Origin of the sequence: uncultured Ruminococcus sp. (assembly GCF_947301925.1) — a bacterium.
Classification (GTDB): Bacteria; Bacillota; Clostridia; order Oscillospirales; family Ruminococcaceae; genus Ruminococcus.
Genome location: NZ_CAMYUE010000001.1, coordinates 507,907 through 526,966, shown reverse-complemented (window position 1 = coordinate 526,966; position 19,060 = coordinate 507,907). Strand labels below are relative to the sequence as shown.

Here is a 19,060-nt window from a genome sequence, read left to right as displayed (position 1 = left end):
GAAAATAACAAATGGGCATTTTGATCGCAATACTGATTTTCGGACTTATCGTTACGGTACATGAGTTCGGCCACTTCATCTGTGCAAAGCTCAGCGGTATAAAGGTGCTGGAGTTTTCGGTGGGTATGGGACCCAAGCTGCTCCAGAAGTCAAAGGGCGAGACCAAATACTCGCTGAGGCTCCTTCCCGTAGGCGGCTACTGCGCCATGGAGGGAGAGGATTCCACCAACAGTGACCCCCGAAGCTTCCGCAATGCCAAGCTTGGCAAACGTATACTCGTGCTCGTTGCGGGCGCAGGAATGAATTTCGTGCTTGGCTTCGTAATGCTTATCATACTTGTGAGCATGATGGACGGAGTTCCCACTACGAACATCAGCGGCTTCAGCGGAGTCCGCGCCGAAGACGGTACAGTCACATACTACGCCGAGAGCTATGCTTCGGGCCTGCGCCATGAGGACAGGTTCGTATCCATAGACGGCACAAGGATATACAGTACCCTTGATCTCAATTACGTCTTCGAGACCTTTGACCCCGATTCGGGTCATACGGTAGTTGTCAAGCGTGACGGAAAGCGCATAAAGCTTGACGATGTTGTATTCCGCAAGAATACCGAGGAGGGCGGAGTCGTTGATTTCTCCGTTGAGTACAGGAAAAAGACGCCGCTGACCGTTATCAGGGGCTCGGGCGACGTATTCATGTCCATGACTCATATAGTTGGCCTTTCAATTAAACAGATGCTCACCGGAAAGATGAAGAAGGACGACGTTTCCGGACCTGTGGGCGTTGTATCCGCTATAAGCGAATCCACAGAGGAGTCGGATAACTTCGGCGACGCAGTTTTCAACGTCATATATATGACGGCGCTTATAACCATAAATGTAGGCATATTCAACCTTCTTCCCATTCCCGGACTGGACGGCGGCAGACTGCTGTTCTGCTTCATCGAGCTCATCCGCCGCAAGCCCGTAAAGCCGGAGCATGAGGGATATGTCCACCTTGCAGGAATGGTGCTGCTTTTCGGAGTAATGATATTTGCAACATACAACGACATAATCAAACTTATCGCAGGAGGAAAAAATGGCTGATATATGCCTTCTCGGCACAGGAGGAATGATGCCCCTGAAGGACAGGTTCCTCACAAGCCTTTATGCTGAATATAACGGAAAAGCCGTGCTTATCGACTGCGGCGAGGGAACTCAGGTGGCTATAGCAAAGCACGGACTGAAGCTGAGCAGGATAGAGCTGATACTTATAACTCACTGCCATGCGGATCACGTTGCGGGACTTCCGGGGCTGCTGCTTTCAATAGGCAACAGTTCAAGGACGCAGCCGCTGTACATAGCCGCTCCCGAGAGCTGCCTGAAGACCGTAGAGAGCCTTATGAGCGTATGCGGAGCTCTGCCCTACGAGGTGAAGACTGTGGGATTTCCCGATGATATATCCTACACCTTCAGAGCTGATATGGTGGATCCCATGCTGTCTGTAAGGACCATGCCCCTCTCACACAGGGTGAGCTGTCTCGGATACAGCCTTATGCTGAAGAAAAAGCCGCCGTTCCTTCCAAATAATGCCAGGGCCATAGGCGTGCCTGTGGAGCTGTGGAAGAAGCTTCACAACGGAGAGACGGTTGTGCTTGAGGACGGTACGAGAGTGCCTCCCGAAGCCGTAACAGGGGACAGGCGTCCGTCTATGAAGATAACATACACAACGGATACACTGCCCCTTGACGATATTTTCATCTTTGCCGAAAACGCCGACCTTTTCGTCTGCGAGGGAATGTACGGACTTCCCGAAAAGAAGGAGTCCATGAACGAGAAGATGCATATGCTCATGCAGGACGCCTGCAGGATAGCAAAGGAAGCGAATGCAAAGCGGCTGTGGCTCACCCATTACAGCCCTGCCGAAAAGGATCCCTCGGTCTACGCTGAGGAGCTCCGGAAAATATTTCCCGATGCGGTGGTCACTGAGGACGGGGCGAAGATCACTCTGTAAAACAACTGATGGAGGATACTATGAGAAATGTCAGACCTGTAAAGGTCGGGGACTGCGTCCTCGACGGAAAGCATATATACATACAGTCAATGCTAAATAAGCGCTCGGACGATATCGAGGGCAGCGTAAAGCAGGCGGTGGAGCTTGAAAAAGCGGGCTGCGAGATAATACGCGCTGCTATCCCCGATATGGACGCGGTAAGGCTGATCCCGGCTATCAAGGAGGCCGTAAATATACCGCTGGTGGCGGATATACACTTTGATTACAAGCTTGCCATCGAAGCTGCCGCGGCAGGAGTTGACAAGATACGCATAAACCCCGGTAATATCGGCGGTATGGACAGGGTAAAGGCCGTTGTGGAGGCCTGCCGTGCAAGGAACCTTCCCATACGCATCGGCGTAAACTCGGGCTCGCTTGAAAAGGAGCTCCTTGCGAAGTACGGCTCGCCCACTCCCGAGGCTCTTGTGGAGAGCGCCCTTAACCATGCGGCAATGCTGGAGCATTTCGACTTCAATGATATCGTTATCTCCATAAAGTCATCTGACGTAAACAGAATGATAGCCTCATACAGACTTGCTGCGGAAAAGTGCAGCTATCCTCTCCACCTTGGCGTTACTGAGGCGGGGACGGAGAGAATGGGACTTATCAAGTCTGCTGTGGGAATAGGCTCACTGCTCTGCGACGGTATTGGCGAGACCATAAGAGTTTCCCTTACCGATGATCCCATAAGGGAGATCGCGGCCGCAAAGGATATACTCAAAAGCATAGGAAAGCGCGGCGGAGTAAGGATAGTTTCATGTCCCACCTGCGGCAGAACGAGGATAGATCTTGTAAAGGCCGCAAAAATGGTGGAAGAAGCAGTAAAGGACATGGACAAGGATATAACGGTTGCGGTAATGGGCTGTATAGTCAACGGTCCCGGAGAGGCTCGCGAAGCCGATGTGGGCATTGCAGGCGGCGACGGCTGTGCTGTTATATTCAAAAAGGACGGTACTCACAGGAAGATAAAGGAGGAGGATATCCTCCCAGAGCTTCTTGCTGAGATAGAGAATCTTTAATTTATTGAGAGAATTCTCGATTATTTTTAACGGGGAGTTTTGCAAATGCAGATAAAGATATCCGAATTTCTGAAGGAATATACCTCAGAGCTGCCTGAGAGCCTGCTTGAGGGCGAGATATTCAAGCTGACCTATACCGAGAAGCTTGACAGTATACGCTTCCATGCTCATTTTGACAGTATAGTTCCCAGCGACGATATATTTGCATTTGAAAAGGCTGTGGAAACAGCTGTAAAGGTGGAGCAGGTGAGGCTTGCTCCCAGATACCCCTCCGGGAGATTCGGCATGGACTGCTACGCCGAGCTGGTAAAGCTCCTGAAGCGTGATATCCCTGTTGTGAACGGTTTCCTCGACGACGCTGAGGTAAAACTCAGCGACGGAGAGCTCAACATAAGGATAGTCCACGGCGGAAGGGATATACTTGACAAGTTCGCATTCTGCCGCAATTTCTCCCAGATGATATACAATCAGTTCGGCATAAGGATAAAAGTCGTCCTTGACGGTGAGAGCTCTGTCAGCCGCGAGGAATTCGACGAAATGATAGAGCGTATCGAAGCCGATCTCCCCGACTACAGCGATCAGCTGGCACCCGAGAAGTCTGCCGAGGAGAGAAAGGCAGAGGAGATGAAGTCCGTCATACCTACTGCCACTATTGATATAGGCGCTCTGGACAAGGAATTCGATGCGGAGTCTGCCGAGATAATCAAGGGCAGAGCTATCCGCGAAAAGCCCACACCCATATGCGAGGCCGTACAGCGGCTTGGCGAAAAGGTGGTAGTGGTAGGCGATGTGTTTGCCTCCGAGCTGAAGGAGGTACGCAACGAAAAGACCGTGGTCACCTATGATGTTACGGACTACAGCGGCTCGCTGAAGATAAAGATATTTGCCAAGAACGAAGAGGTGGAGGAGATGAAGCTGGGCTCCGTTAAGAGCGGCGCAACTCTCCTTGTCTCGGGAAAGCTGGATTATGACTCCTATGCAAGGGATATAGTTATATCGGCAAATTCTCTTATCAAGGTGAAGCGCATACCCAAGACGGACAACTATCCCGAAAAGCGTGTGGAGCTCCACTGCCATACCAATATGTCAGCAATGGACGCTGTCACAGACCCCGTAAAGCTCATAAACAGGGCTGCGGAGTGGGGACATCAGGCCATGGCCATAACCGACCACGGAAATGTGCAGGCCTTCCCCGACTGTATGTACAATATGCCCAAGAACTTCAAGGTCATATACGGCATGGAGGCCTATGTTGTCAACGATATACAGCGTGATATGGTGGTCTACGGCAGCGATGACCGCAGCTTTGACGACGAGATAATCATATTCGATGTTGAGACCACAGGCCTCAGCTTCCGCAACGACAGGCTCACCGAGATAGGTGCGGTGAAGCTGAAGAACCTTCAGGTGGTGGACAGCTTCAATACCAAGGTGAACCCGGGATTCCACATTCCCGAGAGGATAACCGAGCTTACAGGCATAAGCGATGCCGATGTGGCAAACGCTCCCGATGAAGCAGAGGCTCTCCGTATGTTCATGGAGTTCTGCGGAGACAAGCCTGTTCTCGTAGCTCATAACGCACGATACGATACAAATATGATAAATCAGGTCTGCAAAAGGCAGGATATCGCATTTGAGTATACATGGGTGGATACCCTTGTCATGTGCCAGTCCATGCTGCCCGAAATGGGACGTCACAAGCTGAACCTTGTGGCAAAGCAGCTGAAGCTCGGCAAGTTTGACCATCACAGAGCCTCCGACGACGCTCTTATGCTGGCAAAGATATACATAGAGCTCATAGGCAGGCTAAAGACCGAGAGGAACTTTTCTTCCGTACAGCAGCTTAACACTCTCGTTGACGAGATCGAGAAAAAGAAGCTGAAAAGCTACCACTTTATAATACTTGTCCGCAATCAGGCAGGACTTAAAAACCTTTACAGGCTGGTATCGCTCAGCAACCTTGAATACTTCTACAAAAAGCCCCTTATCCCCAAGTCAAAGCTCATCGAGCACAGGGAAGGACTTATCTACGGAAGTGCCTGTGAGGCGGGCGAGGTATTCCAGGCCATGCTGGATATACGCGATCAGGACTACATCGACGAGCTGGCTGAATTCTATGATTATCTTGAGATACAGCCCATAGGCAATAACGGATTCATGGTTAGGGACGGCGTAGCAAGAGACGATGATGAGCTGAGGGACTTCAACCGCTACATCGTGGGTATGGGCGACAGGCTTGGCATACCTACCTGTGCTACCTGCGACGTTCATTTCATGGATCCCAAGGACGCTATATACCGCAAGATCATACTTGCCAGCATGGGCTTCAAGGACGCCGAGGAGCAGGCTCCGCTGTATTTCCGCACAACCGAGGAGATGATGGCGGAATTCGAGTATCTTGGTCCCGATAAGGCAAAGGAAGTCGTTATCACCAATACGAATATGATAGCGGATCAGATAGAGGTAGTACGTCCCATACCCAAGGGCACCTTCACTCCCACTATCGAGGGAGCAGAGGAGGAGCTTGTAAAGATCACTCATGACAAGGCTCATGAGATATACGGCGATCCGCTTCCCGAGCTGGTTGACAAGCGCCTTGACCGCGAGCTTTCGTCTATCATCAAGCACGGTTTCTCCGTGCTGTACATCATAGCGCAGAAGCTGGTATGGAACTCCGTGGAGAACGGCTACCTTGTAGGCTCGCGAGGATCGGTAGGCTCCTCATTTGTTGCATCAATGGCGGGAATATCCGAGGTAAATCCGCTTCCGCCCCACTATGTATGCCCCAACTGCAAGCACAGCGAGTTCCTGCTGGACGGCGTTTACGGCTCGGGCTTCGATCTGCCGCCGAAAAAGTGTCCCGACTGCGGAAAGGACATGAACCGCGACGGACACGATATCCCCTTCGAGACCTTCCTTGGCTTCGACGGCGACAAGGCTCCTGATATCGACCTGAACTTCTCCGATGAGTACCAGTTCTGGGCTCATCGCTATACGGAGAAGCTCTTCGGAAAATCCAACGTTTTCAAGGCCGGAACCATATCTGTTGTGGCTGAAAAGACGGCATACGGCTATGTAAAGAAATACTGCGAGGAGAACGGCATTACCCTCAATAATGCTGAGCTCAGCCGACTTGCTATCGGCTGTACCGGCATCAAGAGGACGACGGGACAGCACCCCGGAGGAATGGTGGTCGTACCCTCTGATTATGACGTTTATGACTTCACCCCCGTTCAGCACCCTGCGGATACTGCTGATTCCGAGATCATAACCACCCACTTCACATTCAATTCCCTTCATGATACTATCCTCAAGCTTGACGAGCTGGGACACGTTGTTCCTACGCTTTACAAGCATCTTGAGGATCTCACGGGAATAAAGATAAAGGACGTTCCTACTTCCGACCCAGATGTTATCCGTATGTGTACCAACTGCGATGTTCTGGGGGTAACTCCCGAGGATATCTATTGCAAGACGGGAAGTCTGGGTATACCCGAAATGGGTACGGGCTTTACCATACAGATGCTTCTGGACGCAAAGCCCACAAAGTTCAGCGACTTTCTTCAGATATCGGGACTCTCGCACGGTACCGACGTATGGCTGGGCAACGCAAAGGACCTTATCGATAACGGCGTATGTACCATTTCCGACGTTATAGGAACCCGTGACTCCATCATGACCTATCTCCTTTATAAAGGTGTTGAGCCGAAGATGGCCTTCCAGATCATGGAGTGGACCCGTAAGGGCAAGGCGCCCAAGCAGTTCACCCCTGAGATAATCCAGATGCTTCGGGATCATAACGTACCCGAGTGGTACATCGAGAGCTGTCTGAAGATCAAGTATATGTTCCCCAAGGCTCACGCGGCTGCTTACGTTATCGCGGCCATAAAGCTGGGCTGGTTCAAGCTGCATATGCCTCTTGAATACTATGCAACATACTTCTCCGTAAGAGGCGAGGACTTCGATGCGGAGCTGGCAGTTAAGGGCATAGGCGCCGTAAGGGCGAAGATCGAGGAGATAAAGGCTCTCGGAAACGAAAAATCAAATAAGGAAAGTGCGCTTTACGATATACTGCTCATCACAAACGAGATGATGTCCAGAGGCTATGAGTTCCTGCCCATTGATCTTTTCAAGTCTCATGCCACCGATTATCTTGTTGAGGACGGCAAGCTGAGGATACCCTTCTCGGCTATGAGCGGCGTTGGAGATAACGCTGCAAAGGGCATATATGAGGCTGTTCAGAAGGGCGGATTCATGTCCGTTGAGGAGTTCCAGCAGGAGAGCGGAGCGTCAAAAACAACAATAGATATGTTGAAAACCATAGGTGCATTTGGTGATTTGCCCGAATCCACACAGATGTCCTTCTTTTAACTTGACTTTCTTTTAGTAATATGCTATCATAGTATCATGTTAGCAGGCTAAAGTGATGATACAGAGGAGGTAAATATGAAGAATTACGACCTTATCACTCCCGAGGGGACAAAGGATCTTCTTTTCGGCGAGTGTATCATAAGACGAAATATTGAGAATTCCCTCATGGGACTTTTCAGAAGCAGGGGCTACAGCGAGACTATTACTCCGGGACTGGAGTTCTACGATGTATTCAATCTGAATTCACGCTATTTCCCGCAGGAGAACCTGTATAAGCTCACAGACAGCAAGGGAAGACTGCTTGTAATGCGCCCCGATAATACCATGCCCATCGCAAGAATAGTTGCAACAAGGCTCAGGGACGCAGAGCTTCCGCTGAAGCTCTGCTATGCTCAGGCGGTATACACCACCGAGCCCTCACTGAAGGGCAGAAGCGATGAAGTGGTACAGACAGGTATCGAGCTTATAGGCTCACAGCTGAAAATGGCTGATCTTGAAGTAATATCAACAGCAGTTGATTCGCTCAGCAGCTTCGGTATGGAATTCTCCCTCGAGCTGGGACATATAGGCATATTCAAGGAGCTTGTAGGCAAGCTGGAGGCCTCCGACAAGGACAAGGAGTCCATAAGGAAGCTCATCGAGAACAAGAATTTCCCTGCTCTCAACGATATGCTGGACAGCTTCGGAAATTCCCCCGTTACCACAGCTCTCAAAAAGCTTCCTGCACTCTTCGGAGGCGAGGAGGTATTCGAGAAGGCCGAGGAGCTTATGCCTGATGAGAATATCAAGCATATCCTCGACGAGTTGAGGGAGGTATACGCAGACGCTTCCGAGCTCTGCGGCGGCGACGGTTCCATCACCGTTGATCTGGGACTTGTAAACAAGACCGATTACTATACCGGCCTTATCATAAAGGGCTATTTACAGGGACATGGCGAGGAGGTACTCTCCGGCGGCCGCTATGACAGGCTCATATCGGAATTCGGCTATGACGTTCCCGCTATCGGCTTTGCCGTAAATATCAACGCAGTGGCAAAGCTCATCGAAAAGAGCGACGTGCTTCCTGCCGAGCCCAGACCCGATGTTATCGTGTATGCCGAGGAGGGCTGCGAGGTCGCTGCTCTGAAGGCAGCAGGGGAGCTCCGCGACCAGGGGCTCATAGTAGAGAACGCTCTCTTTGACGACCTTGAGAGCGTCCGTGCATACGCAATGGAAAGAAAGATACCAAAGGTCGTTGTTATCGACGGAGAAAGCAAGGAGGTCACTATATGAACAAGCCTATCAGAATGGCTCTTACCAAGGGCAGACTTGAAAAGGACACAGTAGGTCTCCTTGAAAAGCTGGGCTTTGACTGCACAGCTGTACGCGAAAAGGGCAGGAAGCTCATACTTCCCGTGCCTGATGCAAACCTTGAAGTCGTACTTGCAAAGGCAAACGATGTTATCACTTACGTTGAACACGGCGTATGCGATATGGGCGTTGTGGGCAAGGACACTATCATGGAGATGAAGGGCAAGTTCTATGAGCTTGTTGATCTGGGCTTCGGAAAGTGCAAATTTGCTCTCGCCACCAAGAAGGGCTACGATTTCTACAGCGGCTACGGTATAAAGACCATTGCTACCAAGTACCCCAATGTTGCAAGGAGCTTCTTTGAGAAGAAGGGCATGGACACTGAGATAATCAAGATAGAGGGCTCTGTGGAGCTTGCCCCCCTCCTTGAACTGGCTGACGGTATCGTTGATATCGTTGAGACAGGCACTACCCTTAAAGAAAACGGACTCGAAGTCATCGAGGACGTGGCTCCCATCTCCGCAAGACTTATCGCAAATACAGTAAGTCTTAAAATGAGACACGCTGAAATAGACCGACTTATCACACTTATAGAGGAGAATCTTTGATGAAGAAAATATTTGCTAACGGTACCGACGAGGTCGCTTTCCTCAACGATCTGAAAAAGAGAAGCGGCGAGACCAACAAGAAGGTCACAGAGGTCGTATCGGAGATAATAGAAAATGTAAAGAATAACGGCGACGAGGCCGTAAAGGGATATACACTCAAATTTGACGGCAATCTGCCACAGTATTACGAGGTGCCCCGCGAGGTCATCAATGACGCCCTCACGGAGGCAGACCAGGAGTTTGTTGACGCTCTCCTGAACGCTCAGGAGAATATCGCGGACTTCCACCAGAGACAGGTGGAGCAGAGCTTTATCTCTCCCAAGAAGAACGGCGTAATAATGGGTCAGCGCGTCCGCGGACTGCACAGGGTAGGTCTCTATGTACCCGGCGGCACAGCTGCTTATCCTTCAAGCGTGCTTATGAACGCTATCCCTGCAAAGATCGCAGGCGTTGAGGAGATAATCATGGTAACTCCTCCCCTGAAGGACGGTTCACCCAACAAGGATATCCTTGTTGCGGCTGCTATCTGCGGAGTTGACAGAGTATTCCTCTCGGGCGGTGCGCAGGCTATTGCAGCTCTTGCATACGGCACAGAGGAGATACCCAAGTGCGACAAGATAGTAGGCCCCGGAAACATCTATGTAGCTACAGCCAAGAAGCTCCTTTACGGAGTTGTTGATATAGACATGATCGCAGGCCCAAGTGAGATACTTGTTATCGCTGATGATACCGCAGATCCGAAGTTCGCAGCTGCCGATCTCATGTCGCAGGCAGAGCACGACGTGCTTGCTTCCGCTATCATGGTAACTACCAGCGAAAAGCTTGCTGACGCTACCATAAAGGAAATAGACCGTCAGAAGGAATATCTCTCGCGAAAGAGCATAATCGAGAAGTCGCTGGAGGATTACGGCGCTATAATCATTGCCGACAGCCGTGAGAAGTGCGTGGAGCTAGCAAACGAGATAGCTCCCGAGCACCTTGAAGTCCTTATGGAGAATCCCTTCGAGCTTCTGGGAAGCCTTGACAATGCGGGATCTATCTTCCTCGGTCACTACGCTTCCGAGCCTCTGGGCGACTACTATGCAGGACCTAATCACGTTCTTCCCACAAGCGGTACAGCCCGTTTCTTCTCGCCTCTGGGCGTAGCAAGCTTCACAAAGCGTACTGCTTACACATACTACACCGAGGAGGCTCTCAGGGCAGCCAAGGACGATATCGTTCTTATTGCAGAGCGCGAGGGACTTACAGCTCACGCAAATGCAATAAAGGTAAGATTTGAAGACTGAATCACGCAATGGGGCGGCTTGAAAAACAGCTGCCCTATAGGCGTTTATCGGAAAGGATATAATATGAGTTACAAACTTAATAAAAAGCTTGCAGACTTAGTGCCTTATGATCCTATAACAGGACACTATGACATAAGACTTGACGCAAACGAGAGCTGTTTCAATCTGTCTGACAGCTTAAAGGAGAAGATAGCAAAGAGCATTTCGCAGATAGACTTCAACCGCTATCCCGACTGCCTTGCTAAAGCCCCCATAAAGGCTTTTTCGGAGCTTTATAATATTCCCGAGGAGCTTATCAGCGCGGGAAACGGCTCCGACGAGCTTATCAGCATAATCGAGGGCAGCTTCTTTGAGGCAGGGGATACTATTGTTAACGTATCCTACGACTTCTCAATGTATGAGTTCTACGCTCAGCTCTGTGAGGTCAATGTAGAGACCTATCAGAAGGAAGCAGACCTCAGCATAGATCCGGACAAGCTCATTACCTTCTGCAAGGATAAGGGTGCAAAGGGACTCATCTTCTCAAACCCCTGCAATCCCACATCTCTGGGACTTAACAGGGCTTCTGTAAGAAAGATCATAGAGTCTCTCGGCGACTGTCTTATTATTCTTGACGAAGCTTATATGGATTTCTGGGATCAGTCACTGCTTGACGAGGTCGATAACTATGACAACCTCATTATATTAAAGACCTGCTCAAAGGCCATAGGTCTTGCAGCTGTAAGATTTGGCTTTGCAGTTGCAAACAGGATCATAACAAATGCTATCCGTGCAGCAAAGTCTCCGTATAACAATGATACAGTGGCGCAGACCATCGTTTCGGATATACTCAGCGAAAAGGACTACCTGAAGGAGTGCTGCGACACTATCGTTGCCAATACAAAGAAGCTTTACAGTGATATTCTTGCAGTAAACGAGAAGTACAGCTGCTTTGACAAGATAATGGAGCCCTGTACAAATTTCGTGTTCATCATGACTGACAGAGCTGAGGAGATATACAGATTCATGCTTGAAAACTCTGTGGCTATCAGGAAGTTCAGAGGCGCCATCAGGATAACCTCGGGCACTGATGCGGAGAATAAACGGGTAATTGAAATTCTTGATAAATTTTTCAGCAGATAAAGGGAGGTAATTATGCGTACAGGAACAATCGAGCGCAATACCAGAGAAACACAGATAAAGATATCCGTTGCCCTTGACGGCAAGGGCAAGGCGAATATCGACACGGGTATCGGCTTTTTCGATCATATGCTGACAGCTCTGTCTGTGCACAGCGGCATCAGCATGGATATAAAGGTCAGCGGCGACCTGCACGTTGACTGCCACCACACCATAGAGGATACGGGAATAGCTCTCGGACAGGCTCTTGGACAGGCTCTCGGCGCAAAATCGGGAATCGTCCGCTACGGAACAGCCTATATCCCCATGGACGAGTCTCTCGCCATGGCAAGCCTTGACCTGAGCAACCGTCCCTTTCTGGTATTCAACTGCGAGTTTACAAACCAGAGCTGCGGTGAATACGATCTCTGCATGACAGAGGAGTTTTTCCGTGCATTTGCATTTAATTCCGGCATGACCCTGCACATTAATCTGCTCTACGGCAGCAACGACCACCACAAGGCCGAGGCTGTGTATAAGGCAGTAGCTCACGCGCTGAAAACAGCGGTCACCGAGAATTCGGACGGTTCGACTCTTTCTACGAAAGGAGTTCTCTGATGATAGCTATAATCGACTACGGCGCAGGCAACATCTTCAGCGTGAAGAACGCTCTTGACTATCTTGGTCTCGATAGCCGACTTGTAAGCGACAAGGAGTCGGTAAAGGCTGCGGACGCTGTGATACTTCCCGGAGTAGGCGCGTTCCCTGCGGCAATGAGAAAGCTTGAGGCGACAGGCCTCGTTGATACTATAAAGGAGGAGGCTGCAAGAAAGCCTTTCCTCGGAATATGCCTTGGTATGCAGCTCATATTCGACAAGGGCTATGAGTTCGAGGAATGCGACGGCCTGGGACTTATCGGCGGAAGCGTCCGCAAAATGGAGGAGCCCGAGCTGATAATCCCCCATATGGGCTGGAACAAGCTGGAAAAGCTCAATGACTGTCCGCTTCTTGAAAAAGTAGGCGATAACGAGTATGTATATTTCGTTCATTCATACAAGGCTCACTGCGAGGATAAGGATATCGCTGCTTACGTTGAGTACGGCGGCAGAGTTCCCGCTCTTGTCTACGACGGGAAATACGTTTACGGAGCTCAGTTCCACCCCGAAAAGAGCGGCGAAACAGGACTGAAGATACTTCGCAGCTTCGGAGGACTTATCAAGTGAGCGAATATGTCAGTCTGCTTTCATGCTCTCGCAATACAAGAGAGCTTGGCGGAATAGAGACTGTTAACGGCGGTATTACACGGTACGGCGTGTTCTGGCGCAGCGATACTCTCGGAACTCCGTCGGCGGAGGACGTAGAAAAGCTGCTCAGCAGCCGAATGACTACCATCATAGATATGCGGACGGAAGCCGAGGTAAAGAAGGCTCCCGACGGAACGGCTGACATTGACGGTTTTGACTATCATCATTTTCCAATAACCGAGGGAAGCGAACCTCCCGACAGCCTTGAAGCAGTTCCGCGCTCCTACATGACTATCGCTATGGGTGAGAATATGCCAAAGGTCATGAAGGTCATAGCGGAAGCTGATGGCGGAGTACTTTTCCACTGCACCGCAGGCAAGGACAGAACAGGCGTAGTTTCGGCGATAATACTTATGGCCTGTGAAGCTGAAAAAGAGAGCATAGTCAGCGACTATGTGGTAAGCCGGGAATACAACAAGGAGAGACTTGCGGCTTTTCTGGCGGCTCATCCCGAGGTAGACAGGAATATCGTTCTCGCAAACGAAAAGAGCATGAAGGGATTCATTGACCTGTTCACACAGCGTTTCGGCACTGTGGAAGGCTATTTTGAAGCCATAGGGCTCCCTGCGGAGTATACTGACATGATCAGAAACAAGCTTGTGGAAGGCAGATGATATGATGCAGTTTTCGGACAGGTTGAAGTTGTTCTTTTCGGAGTTCGGAAAGGGCAGGAAAATGGTGCTTTCCACCTCGGAAAATGACAGAGTATCATCGCGTATGATGAGCGTTGTTCAGATAAACGGAGCTTTTTACTTCCAGACGGACAGAGAACTGAGAAAGTATGGCCAGCTTATATCCAACAGCAATGTTGCCCTGTGTATAGATAATATCCAGATAGAGGGTCAGTGCGAGGAGCTGGGACATCCTCTGGATAATGCTGATTTTACGGAAGTATTCCGACAGTGCTTCCGCGGCTCATTTGACGCATTTACATCATTGAAGAATGAACGTCTGTTTATAGTGAGACCGACGTTCATAGAGCGCTGGATATACAGTGACGGTATCCCGTATATGGAAACATTTGATATAACGGCAGAGAAATACAGCTGCGAGAGATACACAGGTATATAGACTTTATTAAAGGAGATTTTTTATGATAATTTTCCCCGCAATAGATATTAAGGACGGAAACTGCGTCCGACTTTTCAAGGGAGACTTTTCCACCGTTGAAAAGGTGGCCTCGGACTATCTTGAGACTGCTAAAGGCTTTGAGGCGGCAGGAGCTCAGTGGATACACATGGTTGACCTTGACGGCGCAAAGGAGGGCAGACCTGTCAATACGAAGATATACACCGATGTCGCCGAAAAGACGCACCTGAAAGTTGAGCTTGGCGGCGGTATCCGCAGTATACAGACTATACAGGAGTATCTCGATATGGGTATCACAAGGGTTATCCTCGGTTCGGCAGCCCTTAAAGATCCTAAGCTCGTCTGCGACGCCGTCGAGAAGTTCGGCAGCGAGAAGATAGTTGTAGGGATAGACGCCATGAATGAAATGGTTGCTACAGAGGGCTGGCTTGAAAGCTCCGATGTACACTACATCGACCTTGCAAACAGGATGATAGAGTCGGGCGTGAGATATTTCATATTCACGGATATCTCCAAGGACGGCACTCTTTCGGGAGTGAACCGTGAGCAGCTCAAAAAGCTTGCAGACGCAACTGAGGGCAGAGCAGATATAGTTGCCAGCGGAGGAGTCCACACTATGGAGGATATAATCGCCTGCAAGGAAATGGGACTTTACGGCACTATCTGCGGCAAGTCCATATATAAGGGAACTCTTGACCTTAGAGAGGCCATTGAGTATGCGGAGGTGAAATAATGCTTGCAAAGAGAATAATCCCTTGCCTTGACGTAAGAAACGGCAAGGTGGTAAAGGGAGTAAATTTTGAGGGAGTACGCGACGTAGGCGATCCTGTAGAGTGTGCGGAGGAGTACAACAAGCAGGGCGCGGACGAGATCGTATTCTATGATATAACAGCCTCATTCGAGGGGCGCGGAGTATTCCTCGATGTAGTGCGCGATACAGCAAAGAAGGTATTCGTTCCTCTTACGGTAGGCGGCGGTATCAAGACCGTTGACGATATCCGTGAAGCGCTGAGAGCAGGTGCGGACAAGGTATCTGTAAACTCACAGGCCGTACAGAACCCGCAGCTAATAAAGGACGGAGCCGATATTTTCGGCAGCCAGTGTATCTGCGTAGGCATTGACGCCAAGAAGATAGCCGAAAACAAGTGGACTGTCTATATAAACGGCGGACGAAAGGACATGGGTATCGACCTTATTGACTGGGTTCACACTATCGAAAAGCTGGGAGCAGGTGAGATATGCCTTAACTCCATAGACGCCGACGGCACCAAGGAGGGCTTCGATATTCCTATGCTGAAGGCTGTATGCGACAACTGCTCCATACCTGTTATCGCCAGCGGCGGTGCGGGCAAGATAAACGATTTCTATGAGGTCTTCGAGAAAACAGGTGCTACTGCGGCTCTTGCTGCGTCGCTGTTCCATTTCAAGGAGCTCACTGTTGGTGAGGTAAAGGATTACTGCCGCGGCAAGGGCGTTATAGTCCGCTGATGTGCTGTATCATAAGCGCATGATCGACCGCTTGTTAAAAAAGGAGTAAATATGATAAAAATAGACATGAATGACCTCGACAAATTCTTTGTCAAGGGCGAGCTTATCCCTGCGATATGCTATGAGGTCAACACAAAAACAGTTCTTATGCTTGCGTATATGAACAAGGAGAGCCTGAAAAAGACTCTTGAAACAGGCTATACATGGTTCTGGAGCCGTTCCCGTCAGGAGTACTGGAACAAGGGCGCCACATCGGGACATTTACAGAAGGTGGTCTCTATATACGGAGACTGCGACAACGATACACTGCTGGTAAATGTTGAGCAGACGGGAGTTGCCTGTCATACAGGAAGCTACAGCTGCTTTTTCAACGAATTATATAACACGGAGGAGAAAGAATAATGACAGTTTATCAGGAAATATTTGAAGTTATAAAGGAGAGGAAGAAGCAGTTCGAGAATGGTACTGCTGCCGAGAACTCCTACACCTGCTACCTTTTTGAGAAGGGCGTGGACAAGATCTGCAAGAAGGTAGGCGAGGAAGCTACCGAGACTGTTATAGCTGCCAAGAACGGCGACAACGACGAGCTCATGAACGAGATCAACGATCTTCTCTATCACGTTATGGTGCTCTGTGCAAATCAGGGTCTTGACTGGTCGGAGGTCGAGAGAGTTCTTGACGAGAGAAACGAAAAGATCGGCAACCTCAAGAAATTCCACGAGGTAGACAAGAATACATGATAAAAACCGCCTGAGATGTATTTCTCAGGCGGTCTTTTTATCCTCCCAGCCTTTCCCTGAAGTCTGTAGTGTCGAGAAAATCAAAGAGGGCGTTGAGTATTTCCTTGTAGCAAGGGATATAAAGGTGCATACCGTCTCCCGAGGAAAACTCCTCGCGCAGATCGAGATGCTCGTCACATACAACCGAATAGACGTCAAAGAATACGACCTGTTCCGAATCCATGTCCTCCACCATTTTTTTGAGGGCTGCATTGTAATCGCGGATAATGTCGTTTCTTACAACGTCACAGAAGGAGCATACAGGTGTAATTGCAGCCACCACGATATTGATCTCGGGCATACGTCTGATGATCTCGTCTAAGACCTGACGGTATCGCTCAACATAGGAGTCGGGATAGTTCATATTCACATCGTTCATGCCTATGGAGATATACAGCAGCTGAGGGTGAACGTAGCTGACGGCGTCTATCATGCCCATCTCTCCGCCTCCGACATCGAAGGTAAAGTAATCGAGGTTCCATATGGACACGGATTCGCCTGCGATATTATGGATATCGGGTATAAAGCCGTACACATTGAGTCCCAGAGCAAGGGAGTCGCCGGCAATGGTGAGACGGTCCTGATAGAAGCTGCTGTTGGGGGAATCGCCCGTATATGTCGTAGGAGCACATACAGCATAAGGAGATAGTGAAACTGTTGTAGTAGTCGTAGTTGTAACGGTGGTGGTTGTCGTCGTAAAGATATAACGGCACATCTCGTCGGAAATAGCGTCCGAGGCGGAGCTTACAGCATACATGAGGACTGTATCTGCTCTTCTCGGTATATTCTTTTTCGGAGACGAGGTCAGGGAAAAAATTGTAAGTCCCGATACGAACACAGCCCATAGCAGCAAATGGCTCTTCCGTATCAGTCCGAAAAGCTTGTCTTTCATATAAACACTTCCTGTGGCAATGGCGGGATACAGATAAATGACAGACTGCTTTCTTGTCTGCCGTCTGACTGCCGCTATATATTTTACCACATCCTGCCATAAAAGTAAAGAGATACAGCAGATGTAACAAAAAATACAGAATGATTCTTGACAATATGACGAAGTAAGGGTATAATAATATTTGCTATATAAAAAATATCAGGAGTTGACAGTACATGGAAAATGTTAAGATAGCAGATCTTTACGATCTCACCCACACAGCTGCAAAGGACTACCTCAGCAGGTTCACATATCCCTGGGAGGCTCTGAAGGGCATAAGCAGCTTTATCATCGAGCTGGGAAAGACCCTCAGTCCCGACGAATACGATAATCCCTCGGAGAACGTATGGGTACACAAGACAGCAAAGGTATTTCCCACGGCTTATCTGGGAGCTCCCTGCATAATCGGAGCAGGCACGGAGGTGCGTCACGGGGCGTTTGTAAGAGGCAGCGCTCTCGTTGGTGAGAACTGTGTTGTGGGCAATTCCGTGGAGCTCAAGAACGTTATCCTTTTCGATAACGTTCAGACTCCCCATTACAACTATGTAGGCGACAGCATACTCGGCTACAAGTCTCATATGGGCGCAGGCTCCATTACCTCAAACGTAAAGTCCGACAAGACGAATGTCGTTATCAAGAACGGCGATGAGCAGCTTGAAACAGGCATAAAGAAGATCGGCGCAATGCTGGGAGATTTCGTTGAAGTCGGCTGTAACAGCGTGCTCAATCCCGGAACAGTCATAGGCCGCAATTCAAACATCTACCCCACAAGCTGCGTTAGAGGCGTTATCCCTGCCGACAGCATCTACAAGACAGGCGGAGTAGTAGTAACTAAGGCCTGAACGGAGGGACAGAATGAAAAGAAAGCTTTTGGCGGCAGCCGTATTTGCCTGCGCAATGGCACTGACCGTAACAGCTGCCTGCTCTGACAATAATACAGACGACTATCTCTCTGAGATAGCCACCACCGAGACTACTGAGCTCACCACGGAGACTACGACGGAAGCTGCAACTGAGGCTACTACCGCAGCAAAGAAGGAATATCCCGAGCTCGTAAATACATATTCGGGTACATATGTGGCAACGCAGGGACTGACAGCTCTCGATCTTTCGGTCTTCGGCACAGATGACGACGGCGATATACAGGCGCTGTTCTCGTTCCACGAGGATCCCTCGAACAAAGGCGTTCCCACAGGAAGCTACCTTATGGAGGGTACTGCAAAGGACGGCGATGACAAGGATATCATCGAGGTGGAGTTCAGGGGCTCTGAGTGGGAGGAACATCCCGATACATACCATATAATAGAATTCACAGCCCGATTTGACGTGAAGAACGGCACAGTGACCTCCGATGAATATAAGGTGGATCTGAAAAAATCGGCAGGTGCGGACCTGAGCATACTCCTCAACAGCTACGACGGTACATATCAGCCTGATAAGGGGGATAACCGCATAAAGTTCACCATTGAGGACGCAGGAGATCACGGCGATCTTCAGGCTGTATTCGAGTTTGAGCCCGAGGAGGGCAAAAAAGCAAGCTTTATCAGCAAGGGACAGATAACCAATATCGCTCCCGACGGCAGGATAACCGCAAGCTTTACGGGTCAGGAGTGGATGGAGAAGACCGACGATCAGAAATTCATCGATTTCAGCGGTATCTTCACGGCTGACGGAAGGAATTTCAACGAGACCGACGGTCATCATATAAATCTTTACCTGAGCTGATATATAATATCTGCTTTAAGCTGAAAAACTAAACGGAAAAG

General features: G+C 49.6%; 19 protein-coding genes. 18 read left to right on the top strand and 1 reads right to left on the bottom strand.

Annotated elements, in window-relative coordinates:
* Nucleotides 1-11 precede the first annotated feature (11 nt).
* The 16 genes from Q0Y65_RS02495 to hisE all read left to right on the top strand — a co-directional run bounded on the left by Q0Y65_RS02495 (nucleotide 12) and on the right by hisE (nucleotide 16,324).
* Nucleotides 12-1,085: an RIP metalloprotease gene (locus tag Q0Y65_RS02495; RefSeq protein ID WP_297956481.1), complete on the top strand. Its 1,074-nt coding sequence runs from the start codon at nucleotides 12-14 to the stop codon at nucleotides 1,083-1,085.
* Nucleotides 1,078-1,992 (top strand): ribonuclease Z, encoded by a 915-nt coding sequence (locus tag Q0Y65_RS02490; RefSeq protein WP_297956478.1) that lies wholly within the window; start codon nucleotides 1,078-1,080, stop codon nucleotides 1,990-1,992. Before Q0Y65_RS02495 ends, Q0Y65_RS02490 begins: the two co-directional genes overlap by 8 nt.
* Nucleotides 1,993-2,000: 8 nt before the next feature.
* Nucleotides 2,001-3,050 carry a flavodoxin-dependent (E)-4-hydroxy-3-methylbut-2-enyl-diphosphate synthase gene (gene ispG, locus Q0Y65_RS02485; protein ID WP_297956475.1) on the top strand — a complete coding sequence of 350 codons (1,050 nt, stop codon included), beginning with the start codon at nucleotides 2,001-2,003 and terminating at the stop codon, nucleotides 3,048-3,050.
* Between the two features lie 45 nt (nucleotides 3,051-3,095).
* Nucleotides 3,096-7,421, top strand: a complete 4,326-nt coding sequence (locus tag Q0Y65_RS02480) for a PolC-type DNA polymerase III (RefSeq protein ID WP_297956472.1) — start codon at nucleotides 3,096-3,098, stop codon at nucleotides 7,419-7,421.
* Between the two features lie 75 nt (nucleotides 7,422-7,496).
* The gene (gene hisZ / locus Q0Y65_RS02475) at nucleotides 7,497-8,693 is read left to right on the top strand and encodes an ATP phosphoribosyltransferase regulatory subunit (RefSeq protein WP_297956469.1); all 1,197 of its coding nucleotides are present in this window, start codon (nucleotides 7,497-7,499) and stop codon (nucleotides 8,691-8,693) included.
* Nucleotides 8,690-9,319 carry an ATP phosphoribosyltransferase gene (hisG, locus tag Q0Y65_RS02470; protein WP_019678602.1) on the top strand — a complete coding sequence of 210 codons (630 nt, stop codon included), beginning with the start codon at nucleotides 8,690-8,692 and terminating at the stop codon, nucleotides 9,317-9,319. Before hisZ ends, hisG begins: the two co-directional genes overlap by 4 nt.
* Nucleotides 9,319-10,605, top strand: coding sequence for a histidinol dehydrogenase (gene hisD, locus Q0Y65_RS02465; RefSeq protein ID WP_297956465.1), 1,287 nt, complete (start codon nucleotides 9,319-9,321; stop codon nucleotides 10,603-10,605). The genes hisG and hisD overlap by 1 nt, the downstream gene beginning before the upstream one ends.
* Nucleotides 10,606-10,668: 63 nt before the next feature.
* Nucleotides 10,669-11,727, top strand: a complete 1,059-nt coding sequence (locus tag Q0Y65_RS02460; protein WP_297956461.1) for a histidinol-phosphate transaminase — start codon at nucleotides 10,669-10,671, stop codon at nucleotides 11,725-11,727.
* Nucleotides 11,728-11,739: 12 nt separating this feature from the next.
* The gene (hisB, locus tag Q0Y65_RS02455; protein ID WP_297956458.1) at nucleotides 11,740-12,321 is read left to right on the top strand and encodes an imidazoleglycerol-phosphate dehydratase HisB; all 582 of its coding nucleotides are present in this window, start codon (nucleotides 11,740-11,742) and stop codon (nucleotides 12,319-12,321) included.
* Nucleotides 12,321-12,926 carry an imidazole glycerol phosphate synthase subunit HisH gene (hisH, locus tag Q0Y65_RS02450; protein WP_297956455.1) on the top strand — a complete coding sequence of 202 codons (606 nt, stop codon included), beginning with the start codon at nucleotides 12,321-12,323 and terminating at the stop codon, nucleotides 12,924-12,926. Before hisB ends, hisH begins: the two co-directional genes overlap by 1 nt.
* Nucleotides 12,923-13,621: a tyrosine-protein phosphatase gene (locus Q0Y65_RS02445; protein ID WP_297956452.1), complete on the top strand. Its 699-nt coding sequence runs from the start codon at nucleotides 12,923-12,925 to the stop codon at nucleotides 13,619-13,621. Before hisH ends, Q0Y65_RS02445 begins: the two co-directional genes overlap by 4 nt.
* Before the next feature lies 1 nt (nucleotide 13,622).
* Nucleotides 13,623-14,078 carry a pyridoxamine 5'-phosphate oxidase family protein gene (locus Q0Y65_RS02440; protein ID WP_297956450.1) on the top strand — a complete coding sequence of 152 codons (456 nt, stop codon included), beginning with the start codon at nucleotides 13,623-13,625 and terminating at the stop codon, nucleotides 14,076-14,078.
* 22 nt (nucleotides 14,079-14,100) lie between these two features.
* Complete coding sequence (hisA, locus tag Q0Y65_RS02435) at nucleotides 14,101-14,829, top strand: 1-(5-phosphoribosyl)-5-[(5-phosphoribosylamino)methylideneamino]imidazole-4-carboxamide isomerase (protein WP_297956447.1); 729 nt, start codon at nucleotides 14,101-14,103, stop codon at nucleotides 14,827-14,829.
* A complete protein-coding gene (gene hisF / locus Q0Y65_RS02430; RefSeq protein ID WP_297956444.1) occupies nucleotides 14,829-15,584 on the top strand; it encodes an imidazole glycerol phosphate synthase subunit HisF in 756 nt (251 codons plus the stop codon). The genes hisA and hisF overlap by 1 nt, the downstream gene beginning before the upstream one ends.
* Before the next feature lie 51 nt (nucleotides 15,585-15,635).
* Nucleotides 15,636-15,986, top strand: a complete 351-nt coding sequence (hisI, locus tag Q0Y65_RS02425; protein WP_297956441.1) for a phosphoribosyl-AMP cyclohydrolase — start codon at nucleotides 15,636-15,638, stop codon at nucleotides 15,984-15,986.
* Nucleotides 15,986-16,324: a phosphoribosyl-ATP diphosphatase gene (gene hisE / locus Q0Y65_RS02420; RefSeq protein ID WP_294410645.1), complete on the top strand. Its 339-nt coding sequence runs from the start codon at nucleotides 15,986-15,988 to the stop codon at nucleotides 16,322-16,324. The genes hisI and hisE overlap by 1 nt, the downstream gene beginning before the upstream one ends.
* 37 nt (nucleotides 16,325-16,361) lie before the next feature.
* Here the strand turns inward: hisE and Q0Y65_RS02415 are convergent, their stop codons facing one another.
* Nucleotides 16,362-17,255, bottom strand: a complete 894-nt coding sequence (locus Q0Y65_RS02415) for an SGNH/GDSL hydrolase family protein (RefSeq protein ID WP_297956436.1) — start codon at nucleotides 17,253-17,255, stop codon at nucleotides 16,362-16,364.
* A 215-nt stretch (nucleotides 17,256-17,470) separates the two neighbouring features.
* Between Q0Y65_RS02415 and Q0Y65_RS02410 the strand changes: the two genes are divergently transcribed.
* Both Q0Y65_RS02410 and Q0Y65_RS02405 read left to right on the top strand, forming a co-directional pair.
* Nucleotides 17,471-18,136, top strand: coding sequence for a UDP-N-acetylglucosamine pyrophosphorylase (locus Q0Y65_RS02410; RefSeq protein ID WP_297956433.1), 666 nt, complete (start codon nucleotides 17,471-17,473; stop codon nucleotides 18,134-18,136).
* Nucleotides 18,137-18,149: 13 nt separating this feature from the next.
* A complete protein-coding gene (locus tag Q0Y65_RS02405) occupies nucleotides 18,150-19,019 on the top strand; it encodes a hypothetical protein (RefSeq protein WP_297956431.1) in 870 nt (289 codons plus the stop codon).
* Nucleotides 19,020-19,060 lie beyond the last annotated feature (41 nt).